Origin of the sequence: Neobacillus sp. PS3-12, from assembly GCF_030915385.1 — a bacterium.
Lineage (GTDB): Bacteria > Bacillota > Bacilli > Bacillales > Cytobacillaceae > JAEVLT01.
Map to the genome: position 1 here is coordinate 1,754,552 of NZ_CP133268.1, position 15,495 is coordinate 1,770,046.

Sequence of the window (15,495 nt, forward strand, 5' to 3'; positions counted from 1 at the left end):
AAAACCTATTGCTAGTTTTTTGAAAAATCGGAGATGTGGTGAAATGAGGATATGGTCGGATGTCACAGTTAACGAGATTTCACCAAATTAGGGACTTATTTCGCCAAAAATAAGTTTATTTCACCGATTCAAATCGTTATTTCGCCAAATAGAAAATTTATTTCGCCAAACGCCATTTTGCCACCGAAAAAAAACCAGGGGCGAGCTCTCCCCTGGTTCTAATTTGTTAACATCCTTAGTGCAGATTGCAGCTGCAAATCATTTTTCTCTTTTTTCATTTCCTTAACAGCCTCTTCCTCAAGCAGCATGGCAGTCTGCGAATCAATTTTCCCCGTTTCTTTAATGCCGTGATCATTCTGGAATGCTTTCACAGCCTTGGCCGTATCACTGTTAAAATAACCGTCCGTACGGCCTGGTACCAAGCCCAGCCCTTTTAAAATTTCCTGGGCATTTTTGACCTGTTCGTTATTCATATCCTGCACCAGTGGCTTTTCTGCTTGAATGGGATGCGTATTAAAAATAGCTGGCTGTTTTACAGGCACATCCGGCTCGATTCCCTTTTTATGAATCCAGTTTCCGTCCGGGGTCAGCCATTTGAACAAGGTCAATTTTATATTGCTGCCATCACCCATTGGTACGGCCTGCTGAACGGTACCTTTACCAAAGGTCTTTTCACCCACAAGCTTGTAGCCTTCTGCTTCCTGCAGGGAACCCGCCAATATTTCAGATGCGGAGGCACTGCCTTTATCGACAAGGACCTCAACAGGATAGCTTTTCTTTTGCGTTAAGCTCGAGTAAAACTGGTCCTTATCGCCGTTACGCTTTTGAATTTGCACCATTGGTTTATCCTTGGTAACAAATTGTTTTAATATATCCTCCACGCTTGTTAAAAGACCACCAGGATTGCCACGGACATCAATGATCAATCCTTTTAGTGATGACTTTTCTAACGAACTTAGCTGCTTTTTAAAATCCATCGCGGTATCTTGCGAGAATTGCGTAATATCAATATAGCCAATGTTCTCCCCATTTACCTTTTTCAATGAGGAATGAACCGTTTCAAGCGGAATTTCATCCCGTTTCACCGTAACATCGATCGGGTCTCTCACATTTTGTCTGGCAATCTCTAATTGTACGTTTGTTCCTCTTTTGCCGCGGATTTTTAATGTTACATCGTTTAAATTTAATCCGTTAACACTTTTGCCATTCACCTTTAATATTTGGTCATGCGGCCGGAGACCTGCTTTTTCAGCTGGAGAATTTTTAAAAGGAGAAACAATGACAACTTTGCCATCCTCCATCCCTACCTCGGCACCAATGCCCTCAAAGGATGATTCAAGTGATTGCGTAAATTGTTTGGCCGTATTCTTGTCCATATAAACAGAATAGGGATCCTTCAAAACAGAGAGCATTCCTTGGATAGCTCCCGCAGCCAGCTTATCGCGGTCAACCTTTTCAACATACCTGTTTAAAATTAGATCATAGGCCTGGCTTACTTTTTCTAAATTAACATTATCCCTGGCCGTTAAATCTGTACTTACCTTTTGATGATTTATTTTTTCAAGGGGTGGCGTTCCATGTATCCAGCTCATGCCCGCATACGTTCCTCCCGCCCCAGCCAACAGTGACCCTGTCATTAAAAGGACAATCCATTTCCGATCCATCCTGATCCTCCTTAACTTCGCATAATGTTCGTTAGTGCCCGTAATTAACATATATGACGAGGATGGACGAGTTATGATAATAGAAAAAAAGAAGAGACGTTTTGTCTCTCCTTTTAGAATGGAACGATTCCAGTTGGATTGATGGCACTGTGGTAGGCCCATGGTCCATTATAAAGTTCGAAATGCAAATGCTGGCCTGTTGCCTCGCCTGAGCTTCCCATAAAACCGATCTGCTGGCCTTTCGTTACCGTTTGTCCTTCAGATACCATATATCTAGACATATGTGCATATACCGTTGTATAAATGTGTCCGTTAATGGAATGGGAAATATAAACGACATTACCATAACTGCTTGATACGTGTGCGGTCACAACCACTCCATCTGCTGCCGCAACGATGGGAACATTTGGGCCGCTGTTTGCGATATCCACTCCATAATGGAATGTACCCGCACCAGTAAATGGATCAGTCCGTCCGCCATAACCTGAAGTGACAGAACCTGAAGCTGGTCTCGTAAAGCTGCCGCTTGATACCGAAGGTGCCGCTGCAGTAGTTCCGCCACCACTTGACGATGTCGGAGCTTTAGCGGCTGCTGCTTGTTGCTTGGCCTCTTCAGCTTGGCGAGCCTGTTCGTTTTGAATTGCTTTTTGGATGGCGCTGGATTGAGCAGCCAGAATTTGCGATTGTTCCTGCATATCCATTTTGCCATCTGTCGCTTCTTTTTCCTCTTGCTGCAGGCTTCCTAAAAGGTTCGCCTGTTGTGTTTTTTGCGAATTTAACTTGTTATTTAAGTTCTCTAAATCACGAACCATTTTTTGCAGGTTATCCAGATCAGTCTGAACCTGTGCTTGCTTTTGCTCCAGCTCTTGTTTGTCACTTTGAGCCTGCTGCAAAATTGCCTTGTCAGCTTCCATAATCGTAGCAACAGCGCCAGCCAAATCTATCAAATCCCCAAAACTTTGTGCTCCCATTAAAACACTGACATAATTAACGTTACCATTTTCCTGATAATTACGGGCCCGATCCTTCAAAAGCTCATTTCGTTTTTGAATCCGCTCCTGAATCACCTTAATTTCATCCTGCAGTTTGGAAATTTGGACCTTGGTGTCTTGAATTTTAGATTCTTTGTCTTGGATCCCTTTATTTGTGTTATCAATCGCTAAACCAATCCGTGTTAATTCAGACTGAACATCTACTTGCTGACCTTTTAAACTATCAATCTTTTGATCTGCCTTATTAATACTAGAATTCAAATCAGCTTGTTTATTTTGAATATCGCTTTGTTTTTGTTTTAAGCTTGAGATGGATTCGGCTTCTGTTTTTATGGCCGTTCCTCCTAACAAACTCCCCATGCATACCGCTGACGCAACGGTAAGTGACAACAATGACCTTCTCAACGCTTGATTTCTCCCTTCCTTTTATCTAACTATGTACGGGTAAACCACCCTTATATGTAGGAAAGATGCCTCAGCATGGTTATGCAGAACCAATACCATGAGGCATCCTTTTAATAAACTTATACTTTTAAAAACTTTCTTACGGACATAACACTGCCCCAGACACCAATGACGGCACCCATTAAAATAAGCAATCCAGAAACCTGATACATAAACGGCGAAATCGGCAGAATTTGAATAAAGTTGCCTGCCAGCTTTGGTGCGATATAAGCATAGGCATTGTAGTATAAAATAGAAATCACAATGATTGGTACAATTGAACCTAGAATCCCCAGCCATAAGCCTTCTAAAAAGAATGGCCAGCGAATAAAAGAATTCGTTGCTCCTACCAACCTCATAATCTTGATTTCTCTTCTCCGTGCAATAATCGTAATTTTAATCGTATTGGAAATTAAGAAGATCGCCGTAAACAACAGACCAATAATCAAGACAACTCCAACATTTCGGGCTGTTTTAATAAAGGAAAATAGCTTCTCGACTTGACCTTGTCCATATTTAACCTTGTAGGCAAAGTTCATTTTTTCAATTTTCTTTGCTGCTTTCGGTGTGTCAGTCGGATTCTTCGTTTTAACAATAAATACATCATTTAAAGGATTATCCTGTTCGAACAGCTTAAATGCCTTACCTTCTGAACCAAGACTGGTAATCAGATTATTCAGTTCATGCTTTTTCGAAGAAAATTGAATACTTTTTACTTCGGGTAGCTGTTCAATCTGTTTCTTCAATGTGGCTTGGTCCTGTTTAGATGCAGCCACATCGATATGAACGCGGATTTCAACGTCACCTTCAATGGTTGAAGCCACTTTATTAAGATTCATCATAATGACGAAAAACACACCAACTAATACTAACGTTACAGTAACGGCACTTACAGACGCAAATGTCATCCAGCCATTTCGGCCAATGCTCTTAAAGCTTTCACGAGCATGCCGGCCTAGTGTTCTAAGCTTCATAGCCGTAATCACCTCTTTGTTCATCACGAGCGATCTTGCCTGCTTCGATGGCAATGACGCGATGTTTGATCGTGTTGACGATTTCTTTGTTATGGGTAGCCATAACAATTGTCGTTCCTCTAGTATTGATTTCATCAAAAATGTTCATGATTTCCCAAGATGTGTCTGGATCAAGGTTTCCCGTAGGCTCGTCCGCAATCACGACCTTCGGAGAATTCACGATGGAACGGGCAATCGAAACACGCTGTTGTTCCCCGCCTGATAGTTCCGTTGGCAGCATTCTTGCTTTATGCTTCAAATTAACGAGATCAAGCACTTCCATTACTCGTTTTTTAATAACCTTCGGAGTCGCTTCAATAACCTCTAACGCAAAGGCAACATTTTCATAGACTGTTTTCGTTTGAAGAAGTTTAAAGTCCTGAAAAACTACCCCGATATTGCGTCGAAACAGCGGAACCTTGCTATTTCTCAATTTTGCCAGGTTGACACCATTTATCGAAATCGTACCTGATGTCGGAACTTCTTCACGGTACATCATCTTAATAAAAGTGGATTTCCCTGCACCACTCGGCCCTACGACATAAACAAATTCACCCGGTTCAATCCGAACATTGATCCCATTGACAGCTGTTACACCATTGGGATACTTCTTATAGACATCTTGCATTTCAATCATATTATTATCACCTAATGTTTTATTTTTCCCAAAAAACTTCAGCACGGCTGGTTAAGTTCACAAAAAATAGCACTAAAAACGAACACAACTCATTATAACATCATAATCCGACAAAAAAAGCGGTAAATATATTACATTTTCTTTTCATTCTTGACAAAACACTATAATGGAACGAACGTTTCAGTTATATTTGGTGCTGTGACTAATGGTTATATTCGCATAAAAAAACGATCTGTTTTTTTGTCAGACCGTTTTTTACATGCCCTTATTTCTTATCATTATTTTTTGGCAGCGAGCCATTCAGCTACTTTATCGGCGTCATTGCCAGAAATTAAACCAGCTGGCATTTTCCCTCCGCCTTTACCGTTTTTAATAATATCGAGGATTTCTGCTTTTGAGTATTTTGAGCCAATTTTTTGCAAGTTTGGACCTACGACACCTTGAAGTTGATCTCCATGGCAGCTCGAGCATTTTTGATTAACAATCTTTTGCGGGTCTGCAGATGCAGTGTCTGTACTCTTTGAGCTAGAACCGCCGCCGCAGGCTGCCAGTCCCATGACCACTGTTGCGCCCATGATGAGTGTTAGTAGCTTTCTTTTCAATTGCTACTCTCCTTTCAGAAATAAATTCCAGCAAAACTAGTATAAACCAATTTTGGCTAAGATTAAAACCCTCTTCACAAACTACAGATGAAGTTCTACCGATGAAGAATACAGATAAATCAAGGCTTTTGCCCACTTGTTTCAATTTTGTGAAACCTTGATTATTGTATTGGAAATTCGACATACGTTTTTAGTTTTACTTATTTTGTTTCAAATATTCCATGCATGTTTCATGAATTTTTTTCTATGCATTCAAAAAAACAATTATAGAATCTTAATTCGTTTAGATATATATAATTCCGGTAAAAATGGTAATATGGTTATTGAATCTAGTAGAATACATTAATTTATATAAAAAAGAAAGGCATGACAGTCTTAAAAGGGAATGAGGTGCTGCAATAATGGATGTTAAAGTAGGCAGGAATGATCCTTGTCCGTGCGGTAGCGGAAAGAAATATAAAAAATGCTGTGGGGTTAATGAGGTTATTTCTCTTACCCAGGTTCTCGAATCGGACATTGACGACTTGGAAAAACAACTGTTACATTTCGCATTACGAAATTACGGAAATCAAATCGAAGAAAGTTTTGAAAACTTCCAGCAAGAATATGATTTAAATAATGACGATGAGGTCAAGTTTTTTGAATTCGTACATACCATTTGGTTTACACTTTTTGCAAAAGCAGATCAAGGTGGAACTATTCTTGATCAATTTATCAATTCAGAATTAAGGAGAATAAAACGTCCCAAGCTTAAGCAAGTGGTGCAATCGTGGAAAGATGCGAGAGTCTTTTTCGGAACAATCATTAGTATTGAAGATAACAGCTATATAATAGAAGATCTTTTTAGCAGTGACCGGCTTGAAGCAGTAGTCGTGACAAATCTGGAGAAACAGTATGAACAAAATGGATTTTTCGCAGCGATACTGTTGCCATTTGATCAAAAATTTGTGTTTTTCCCAGCACCGTTTGATCTTCCAAGCCTGGATAGTGAGTCTGCAGCCGAATTTATTCGTCAGGCCTATTCAGAATCCAACTATGATAACCGAAACGATTTTATGACGGAATTCTTCATGGAATTAATGTACGACCTTCCAGAAGTCGGTGCCCATTACGAAATCAACGAAATGGAATGGACAGAGCCCATTTTTCAAGAAGTGGCAGAGATTTTTCAAACCGAACTAGAGCAAATGGGTGTTGAACAAGACATCATTGACACAGGGATTTATCTTTGGAATTTATTTTGCCATAAGAAGCAAAAAAAGATTAAAAACCCATATATTTATGTCGGAGCCCTTCATTATTTCATTTCGACGTTTGCTCCAATGGAAACGAATTATACACAGAAACAGCTGGCTGAAAAGTATGGTGTTTCCTATGGCTCACTCTCTTCTGTCTATCGAGAATTAGAAGACACCTTGGCTGAGGATCTAGACTCCTATGAGGAGGACAACGAGGATGGGCCTGTTATCCAAATGGGTGGATCAATGGCTACTGAGAGGGTAATGCAGGAAGCTTTAGAGGAAATTAAAAACCAAGACTTTAATAATATAGAAGAAATAAATGACTTTCTTTCGAAAAAGCTGGTCTCAGCAACTTCCGGCAAGCTAAAGGACGATGCTCAGTCGCTGCTATACGATGCCTTTGAGGCTGATGGTCCCGAGCGTTATCGGTTAGCAGAAAAAGCTCTGAAACAGAATCCAAATCTTGTCGATGCTTATAACATTCTCGCTGAAGACGCCGATTCTCTTGAAGAAGCGATCCAAATGTATGAAAAAGGTATGTGGATTGGTCAGAAAGAGTTGGGCAAAGCCTTTTTCAAGGAAAACAAAGGACATTTTTGGCTCATTTTTGAAACCAGACCATTTATGCGGGCAAAATTCAATTACGCCATGGCCCTCCTCGAATTGGGAAAACCAAATGAAGCGATTGCCCAATTTGAAGAATTGCTGGAGCTCAATCCAAATGACAGCCAAGGAGTTCGTTATTCCCTTTTTATTGCTTATGTAGAAAGAGGAGATTTACAGAAAGTCGGCAGGCTGTTGAAACAATTCGAAGAGGATAGCGCACAATCCCACTATAATACACTTTTATTGGAATTATTGAAAAACGGTTTTTCGGCAAAAGCGAAAACATTATTAAAAACAGCCAAGGAAAACAACAAATTTGTTATCCCATATTTAAATGAAAGAAAACGTCTTCCAAAAGCAATCCCAGACAATTACGGATTTGGGGATGAAGACGAAGCAATCGTTTATGCTGATGCGCATTTGCATTTGTGGAGAATGATTGAGGGATTACGGGACTGGTTGAAGTAAAACTGCCGAGAGGGCTGGAAAGCCTCTCGGTTTGTTTTTGTCGATTGGGTGCAATATTTCCTTGGAAATTTGTCGAGTGATTAAATTTATAAAAAAATCGAAAGGGTTTCACCCTTTCGATTTTTAGTAGTTTTATGGTGTTGCTGAAGAAGGAGCATGTGCGGCTTCTATAAAGGAATGAGAAGTTCCGCCGTGACAGGAAGAACAGCCTTGAGTATCACTTTGTTGATGCCCTGTAATTGCATTGCCGCTTCCGTCAGCTAATGGAAGATTTGCTGTTTTTCCATAAAGCTCTTTAGAATCGCTGTGGCAATTTAAACAGAAATTCCTTTCATTGGCAGCATCCCATGTTGTGCCACTCGAAGTAAACTTTTTCGTATTATCAGTGATTTGTATATTTCCCAGCTTGTCTCTTAACATCTTCATATTTGTGGAACCATGTGTTTCATGGCATTCTGCACAAGGAAGCTGCCCGTTTAATGTACTTCCGCTATCACCAGTTGCTGTAATTTTATGTCCAGACTGGCTGGTATAGGTACTATTTGCATAATATTGCTTAATATTTGAAGCTTTTGTTCCATCATGACAGCTTAAACATAATGAAAAGTCATCAGCAGTGCCAGTTGACGTGCTTGCTTTTTTATAATTGTATGTTTGTGCTGTTGTATTAGAAATTCTGTTAATGTGGTTCGGATTATCTTTACTCCAATCAGAATGCGGATCATGGCAGCTTGTACATGATGATGAATCATTTATTTGCGCATGCTGATTAGTGCTATTATATTTATCCGGCATTGGTGTACCATTTGTTCCATCATGACATGCCATACATAGGTTGTCAGAGTTCTCTCCAAATTTCCCGCCTTGCAGCATGTCATTAGAGCCATTATGAACGCCATGGCAGTAATCGCAGGAATTGGTTACGTTTGAAAAGTTACCATGGATAACGTCTGGTTGACGGTATTCATTTGATTCAAACTGGTATTGCGTATTCAAGCTAATTGTCGTAAATTTAAAAAATCTCGGAATGATTCGATTACCGTCATCATTTGTAAAACCTGGGTTTAAATAAACATAATAGCTAGTACCGGGCTGAAGCAGATTGGCAGGATCAGGAGTAAATGTAAAGACATATTCATTCACGCCATTTCCCACTGCCGTTATTGTCACAAGTTTCTGAGTTCCTGTGATTTTATCCCCACTAGCTGATGATACCTCCAGCAAATGCGATGGATTAGTAATTGTTCCAGAATTCCTGACAGCAACTCTTATTATGTCATTCACTGGTACCTGAGTCATATCTTCAGCAGACAAGTAGGTGCTTTGATCGTTAATATCCCCGACCAAACTAACATCAGACACATAAGGTCTATTGACACTCGCCAATGCAGCAGGTTGGCTCAAACTTGATGAAATACGTACTGTTTGCTGTGTTGTCGTCGCCCCACTAACAGTTGTTGTTGCTGTCGGCTGTGTTGTCGTCGTCCCGCTAACAGTTGTTGTTGCTGCTGGCTGTGTTGTCGTCGTCCCATTATCAGTTGAGGTTGTTTGCGTGCTTGTTACTCCGGTATCGGTTGCTGCAGCAAAAACATCAATTTTATAAGGGGAATATAAAAGGAAGGAACCTATAAAAATGCTCCATATGGCAATGCATGAAAAGATCTTTCGTTTGAAGTTCTTCCTCCTCATGTAATTCATCCTCTTCTGTTTACATTATTTAATATATAAATGCTAAATTTATTATATCAACTGAATTAACATTAATTTTCATCGTTAAGTTAAATTTTTTTGACATTTTATAATGTGTATCTCTATAATAATGAAACAAGGTGGCAAAAGTGATGTTTGTCACCTTGTTCAGAGGTTGTTGTTGCTGACAAATAGCGAACTATTTGTTAGCTTTTTTTAATTTACTTAATTAAAGCCTTACCAGAATAGTCTCCTCCAGGTACACCCACAGGATATCCGTTTGTTCCGGCTGTATTAGGAATAGTAGCTGTTGATGTATGACATGTCCAACATATAGAATAGTTAGTAAACCTCTTTAAGGTTGAACCTTCTTTTGTTACATCTTTCATGTATTGTCTAGCTAGTTCATCAGACCACGCCTTTCCGCCTTGATCCAATGGTTTTTCCAAATCTGCAATTGTTTTTCCAGATGTATCTCTTAATAATGTAATATCTGTACCATGAGCATAGTGACATGATGTACAGCTTCGGCCTTGTTTTGTGCTGCTAGTTGAGTGTGTATATAAGTGTGCGCCATCATCAGCAAGCATAGATCTAGAGCCTGCTTCTCTGCTTCTGTAATAATCGGTATGACAGCTTCCGCATAATGCTGAGTAATTCAATCTGTAATTACGAACGTCAGCTTGGCCAACTGTGGAACCATCCACTGCTGTTACTGTACCAAGTGAACCGTCAGGATTTTTTGGTAAATCGGTTTCAGCATAAATCCCCTTGGATTTGTAAATCTTCAATCCAGACAAGTTTGTAGCAGTATTGATTGCTGAATATGCTGGATCAAGTTGTAAATTAAGTTTAATTGCCTTTGTTCCTAATGGGATGGTACTCGTTTTTGTTATTGTTTCAGCATATCCCACAATACTAACGTTATATGTGGAACCATACTGGTTACCAGCCACTTTTTCATTTAATAAGCGGTCATTAGCAGATCCGTGAGGATTATGACAGCTTGAACATTCAAAAGTTGCTGTAGAAGTATTTTTTAAGGTTGCACCATTTGTAGTATTTACAGTTCCTGTTGACCCAGGAGCTGCATTTTCATTTAAATGTGATTCAACTTGGTGCATAGAAGCACTTTGGTCTTGAGAAAACATGATACCTGCTTCACTTGCTGTTGTAACATCATAAAAACCTAAAGTACCATCATGGCATGACATACAGAGTTCAGATGCGCCACTCTTCATTAACAGCGTATCAGTTTCACCGTTATGCACACTATGACAGTTTGAACAAGAGTTTGTGTTATTTTGAAAGTTACCATGTGTTCTCTGTGAATTGGTAGTTCCAGTGTTATCAATTGTTGCATTGTTTAAGGTTGATGTCGGATGCTGCAAATTAGTTGGATCAAAACCTGCTGCAGAGACAAGCCCGCCAAACATGCCTAAGAAAATAAGCATAAAAAATGCTGACAAGCCGATTTTTAACTTGCTCATTTCTAAAAACCTCCCTATTTTTCTCTGTTTTCTCTCTCTTTTTATGGTTTAATAAGATGTAAATACCTCTGTGAGTAAACCATCACCTCCTTAAATGATAAATAAATATATTTTATGCCTAATGAACGCATTTAAAATGTATATATTATCAAAAAACAAACCTAACTGGGAGGCAAATTGTCTGTTTCTTGCTCCTCTTCAAATTTATAAAACAATATTTCATAACTTAGATTCTCTATTTGTTTAAATTACTTTTCTATGTGATTAAAATTTCACATATATTGTCAGTGCTTATTTCTAAAATATTTTTATTTCAATAAGATTCAAATGATTTAGAACAAGGTAACAACACCTATTGTTACCTTGTTCTATTTAATTACTTTTCTTATTTAGTTGCCCACTATTTTTGATTTTCCAAGCATATTGCCGGCCCCATCTTTGTATTTCGGGTCAACAGTTGTTGAAATTTTGCCTGCATGACAAGCAAAACATACTGCGCGATTAGTAAATTTCTTCAATGCGGATCCACCAGGTGCTATATCTTTCATGTATGCTGTAGCTTGGTCCTGGGTCCAGCCATATATTCCGCCTTGATCAGTTGGTTTTGTATAATCGGCAATTGTATTTCCAATAGCATCCATCAACGTTCTCTCATCTGTACCGTGTGCATAGTGACAAGCCGCACAGTTTCTACCTTGTTTAGATGAATTAGTTGTATGCGTATATTTTCCATAATTCGAGTGAGCAGCCTGATAGGTAGCATCATTTTGGCTAGTTTTACCTGTACTTCTGTTTGCAAAATAATCATCATGACATGCTCCGCAGAATTGTGAATAGTAGATATCACTTGCTACTGAATTATAGGTTGCAGTAGCAACAGGACCTGCGGATTTTGTAATTTTCACACCGTTTGGACCAGTTGCATCATTGACAGCTTTATAAGTATCATCATTTGTTAAGTTCATTTTAATTGTTTGAGTTCCTGTCGGAACAGGTGTTTGTGTACCATTTACTAAAGAAGTTGCAAAAGTAGTGCCATTAACTTTTTCATTTAATAATCTATCATTTGGTGAACCGTGTGGGTTGTGACAGCTGGAGCATTCTAATACATCTGTTGATTTATTGTTATATGCTCCTGGTGCTGTTCCAATTTTAATTGCTTCACCAACATTGTGCATAGAAACACTTGTGTGTCCTGCTGTTTTATCAAAATCAAATACTCCGGCTCCGCTTGGAGCTGTAACATCGTAGAAGCCCATTGTACCATCATGGCAAGATTCACATAGTTCGGAATCTCCAGATTTCATTAACAAATAATTGGTTTGCCCGTTGTGCACACTATGGCAGTTTGCACAGGAGTTTGTGTTGTTTTGGAAATTACCGTGTGTTCTTTGTGTACCTTGAGAACCATCATTATTGACATCAGCTGAATAAATATTTGGTGCCGGATGTGTTGATGTCGGTACGAATGATGGATCTGGAGCTGCTGCAAAGGCCACAGCGCTGAACATGCCTAATAAAATAAGCATGAATACAGTTGATAAGCCTAATTTAATCTTGCTCATTCTAAAAACCTCCCAAAGTTTTCTCTCTCTTTTTTCTAAAAATATATATCTTTAAGTTGTGATCCTTTACGCAATCACCTCCTTAAATAAATAACAGAAATTTTATTTAAAGATGGATACCCTTTGGTTAACTGTATCTGTCACATACAATTGATCACTATCATCAATGAACAGGCCATTTGGGAGATAAAACTTATCATTTGTAGTACCCATACCGCCTAATTCATATAATTCTTTCCCATTCTGGTCAAACGCATAAACAGTATGTGAGAGATTGTTCACTACATAAAGGTTACCCTTTGAATCGACACCTACACCTCTTGGATTTAAGAATGTTGGATTGCCTTTACCATCTTTTGACCCGTTAATTAGTTTGATATATTTTCCGTTTTTATCAAAAATTTCAACTCTATTATTTGCAGAATCTGAGACATAGATATTATTATTAAAATCTACTGTTACAGCATTAGGTGCGATAAATTTTCCGGCAGCATCGCCAGGTCCGCCAATCTCCATTAATTTTTTTCCGTTCAGATCAAAAACAAATACCTTATTTACTTTAATATCTGTAACATAAAGTTTTTCATTAAAAATTCGCATACCGCCTGGAGCTTTAAGAACTTTGTCCTTATCGTTAAAATATTTGATGAATTTACCCTTAGAATCAAAGATAGAAATATTGGCATTATTCATATCTGCAACATAAATGTGGCCATTGCTATCTCCATCTATTCCATATGGAAAAGCAAATTCACCTTCTTTATTACCCGCCTTCCCAAATTTGAAGGCTGCGGATCCGGATTCATCAAAAACTTGTACATCTTTACTGTTTGCGTCGGTTACATAAATGTAATTGTCAACTTTTGCGACATCCATCGGCTTTTTAAGTGGCTGATTGAAGTCCCCGTACAATGCATTTGTAAATGTTTTTGGACCAGATTTAACACTAGCAACAACCGGTTTTATTATTTTTGATTCTAAATGAAAAATAGAGACTACTGCAAAAAAAGCAACGGCAAGGGCAACAATGCCACCCATTATAAAATAAACAGTTTTCTTTTTCATGTGTGGTCAACTCCTTTTACTTGTTGTCTTTTTGTTTTGCAGCGACTCTTTCCAAGCCTTGAGATGCAGGTTTATATAGCGGATCGTAGGATAAAGCCTCTTTAAAGAATTTCTCAGCTTCTTTATTGTTGCCCTGATCTTCTTTTACTCTGCCTATTTCCGTAATAATATCCGTGTTTGTCGGCATAATCTTAAGTGCTGACTGCAGGGATTTAAGTGCCTTATCGTACTGTTTCAAATTACGATAGACCATACCTGATAATAAGTGTGCCTGGAAATTTTTAGGTCCAAGCGTTTCTGCTTTTTGAGCCATTCTTATCGCATCGTTGTATCTTTTCTCAGAATTATAAACAAGTCCAAGGTTAAAGTAAGCACCGAAGTTTTTGTTATCCAGGTTTATCGCAACTTGCAGCTGTTTAACCGCATTATCTGTATCACCTGTTAAAAAGTATGAGTAGCCTAAGTTTACGCGATTTTCAGGATTATTTGGCTTTTTATCCACTAATCCTTTATAGTAATCTACTTGTTCATAGAGCCTCGCTTCATCTTTACTAGGCCACACATATTTATTGCATATAAAGTACCCTGCACCCAAACTAATGACTAAGGTTGCGAATATAAGCAAAAATGACTGTAATTTTGAAAAGCTCTTCTTTTTTTCCTGTTGAAGCTGCGTTCTTTCATTATTTTCCGGTTCTGGATTTATTGGCTGTGTAGCCTTCATAAATATCCACCTCAAATTCAGTTTTATTTGCATAACTACTGATAGTTTTGTTGATGGTAAAATACAACAAAACTATCAGTAGTTTAATAGTGTGTTAATCTTCCTTGTGGCATTTTGTACAAGTGTTTTGATCATGACACTTATAGCATGTTGCTGAAGGTTTCGTAATTCCAGCTAACGGAATTGGATGTGTATCAAGTTCTGAAACCTTTTTATGTGTGGCCGGATGGCATGTAGCGCAAATTACTTGATTTGAGTTAGTCGAGCCTATCTTGCTAGTATCGTGGCACGCTTTACATGTTTCTATATTGCTTCCAGCAACTGTTCCATGGTTGTTGAAGAAATTACTATCGTGACTTGCCGGTTTCTTGGCATGGCATTTCTGACAGAAAGTATTTTCCTTAGCGTATTGAGTTGCTGTAATTGTACCTGTGCTTGAAGTGCTATTTTCTAAAAATTGCTGTGAAACAGTTTTTGTTTGAAGATCCTTGATTGGATCATCAGACATATATGAGTGGCAGCTGTCACATTTCTTAATATCTTTTTCTGCAAGCTTGCCATGTCCGCCCTTCATAAAGTTCGGATCATCATGAGTCGTCGGTTTCAGGCCCGTTGAATGACAAGTCTTACATGCTGTCGAAACATTGTTCGCTTTGTGGCAGCTAATGCAATCTTCCATTTTTGGCTGAGTAAATTTCACATCACTCATCATTTGTTTTCCAAGAGTATCGTTCCATTTATCGTAATCTGTTTTAAAAGTTACATTCCGATCGGATATATCTCCATGTGCAACACCGCTGTGGCACTCAACGCATTTGACGCCTTCCTTTAAGTGCTTTTCATGCGGTATGATAATATCTCCTGCCGGTGTAACATCCCGCGTCTTCATATTGTGACATTTCTCACAAGTAGAATTTGGAATTTGTGTTGGCATATGAATAGGTGCTGGATAACCGTTGGTTACTTTTTCATATACCTGTACCAGACCGTTCATTTTCGCTTTCGCATAATTAACCACGCCAGATTGAATATGGCATTCCTTACATTCCACATTACTATGGGATGAGGCTTTCAGTGTTTCAGCTTCCGGTTTCATTTCATGGCAAGTACTGCAAAACGATTTACTTGATGTTTCTTCGACCGTTGCGTAACCTGCTACAATTAATAAAACAAGAGAAGCAAATACAATAGTCAGGATTTTGTAAAAAGTAGCTCGTGAACGAGTTATTGATGTTCTTTCTTTTTTATCGTCTTCCATTTAATGTCCCTCCTTACTCTTGACGTTAATTAAAATT

12 protein-coding genes are annotated in these 15,495 nt (G+C 38.6%); 1 reads left to right on the forward strand and 11 read right to left on the reverse strand.

Features of this window, described 5'->3' with window-relative positions; genetic code table 11:
* Nucleotides 1-218: 218 nt before the first annotated feature.
* The 5 genes from RCG17_RS09085 to cccB all read right to left on the reverse strand — a co-directional run bounded on the left by RCG17_RS09085 (nucleotide 219) and on the right by cccB (nucleotide 5,352).
* Nucleotides 219-1,664 carry a S41 family peptidase gene (locus RCG17_RS09085; protein ID WP_308174851.1) on the reverse strand — a complete coding sequence of 482 codons (1,446 nt, stop codon included), beginning with the start codon at nucleotides 1,662-1,664 and terminating at the stop codon, nucleotides 219-221.
* Between the two features lie 113 nt (nucleotides 1,665-1,777).
* Complete coding sequence (locus tag RCG17_RS09090; protein WP_308174852.1) at nucleotides 1,778-3,061, reverse strand: murein hydrolase activator EnvC family protein; 1,284 nt, start codon at nucleotides 3,059-3,061, stop codon at nucleotides 1,778-1,780.
* Between the two features lie 119 nt (nucleotides 3,062-3,180).
* Nucleotides 3,181-4,074, reverse strand: a complete 894-nt coding sequence (gene ftsX / locus RCG17_RS09095) for a permease-like cell division protein FtsX (RefSeq protein WP_308174853.1) — start codon at nucleotides 4,072-4,074, stop codon at nucleotides 3,181-3,183.
* Nucleotides 4,064-4,750: a cell division ATP-binding protein FtsE gene (gene ftsE, locus RCG17_RS09100; protein WP_308174854.1), complete on the reverse strand. Its 687-nt coding sequence runs from the start codon at nucleotides 4,748-4,750 to the stop codon at nucleotides 4,064-4,066. Before ftsE ends, ftsX begins: the two co-directional genes overlap by 11 nt.
* Before the next feature lie 278 nt (nucleotides 4,751-5,028).
* Entirely contained in the window at nucleotides 5,029-5,352 is a 324-nt protein-coding gene (gene cccB / locus RCG17_RS09105; protein WP_308174855.1) for a cytochrome c551, read from the reverse strand.
* A 401-nt stretch (nucleotides 5,353-5,753) separates the two neighbouring features.
* On the opposite strand from cccB, the gene RCG17_RS09110 reads away from it, so the two are divergent.
* Complete coding sequence (locus RCG17_RS09110) at nucleotides 5,754-7,667, forward strand: SEC-C metal-binding domain-containing protein (RefSeq protein WP_308174856.1); 1,914 nt, start codon at nucleotides 5,754-5,756, stop codon at nucleotides 7,665-7,667.
* Nucleotides 7,668-7,799: 132 nt separating this feature from the next.
* Here RCG17_RS09110 and RCG17_RS09115 read toward each other — a convergent pair whose 3' ends face one another.
* From RCG17_RS09115 to RCG17_RS09140, 6 genes are all read right to left on the reverse strand, one after another.
* Nucleotides 7,800-9,356: a cytochrome c3 family protein gene (locus tag RCG17_RS09115; RefSeq protein ID WP_308174857.1), complete on the reverse strand. Its 1,557-nt coding sequence runs from the start codon at nucleotides 9,354-9,356 to the stop codon at nucleotides 7,800-7,802.
* Between the two features lie 221 nt (nucleotides 9,357-9,577).
* Nucleotides 9,578-10,846 (reverse strand): cytochrome c3 family protein, encoded by a 1,269-nt coding sequence (locus RCG17_RS09120; RefSeq protein WP_308174858.1) that lies wholly within the window; start codon nucleotides 10,844-10,846, stop codon nucleotides 9,578-9,580.
* Nucleotides 10,847-11,235: 389 nt separating this feature from the next.
* Nucleotides 11,236-12,411, reverse strand: coding sequence for a cytochrome c3 family protein (locus RCG17_RS09125; protein WP_308174859.1), 1,176 nt, complete (start codon nucleotides 12,409-12,411; stop codon nucleotides 11,236-11,238).
* A 102-nt stretch (nucleotides 12,412-12,513) separates the two neighbouring features.
* Nucleotides 12,514-13,476 carry a 6-bladed beta-propeller gene (locus RCG17_RS09130; protein ID WP_308174860.1) on the reverse strand — a complete coding sequence of 321 codons (963 nt, stop codon included), beginning with the start codon at nucleotides 13,474-13,476 and terminating at the stop codon, nucleotides 12,514-12,516.
* A 16-nt stretch (nucleotides 13,477-13,492) separates the two neighbouring features.
* The gene (locus RCG17_RS09135; protein ID WP_308174861.1) at nucleotides 13,493-14,200 is read right to left on the reverse strand and encodes a tetratricopeptide repeat protein; all 708 of its coding nucleotides are present in this window, start codon (nucleotides 14,198-14,200) and stop codon (nucleotides 13,493-13,495) included.
* A 94-nt stretch (nucleotides 14,201-14,294) separates the two neighbouring features.
* Nucleotides 14,295-15,458, reverse strand: a complete 1,164-nt coding sequence (locus RCG17_RS09140; protein WP_308174862.1) for a cytochrome c3 family protein — start codon at nucleotides 15,456-15,458, stop codon at nucleotides 14,295-14,297.
* Between the last annotated feature and the right edge of the window lie 37 nt (nucleotides 15,459-15,495).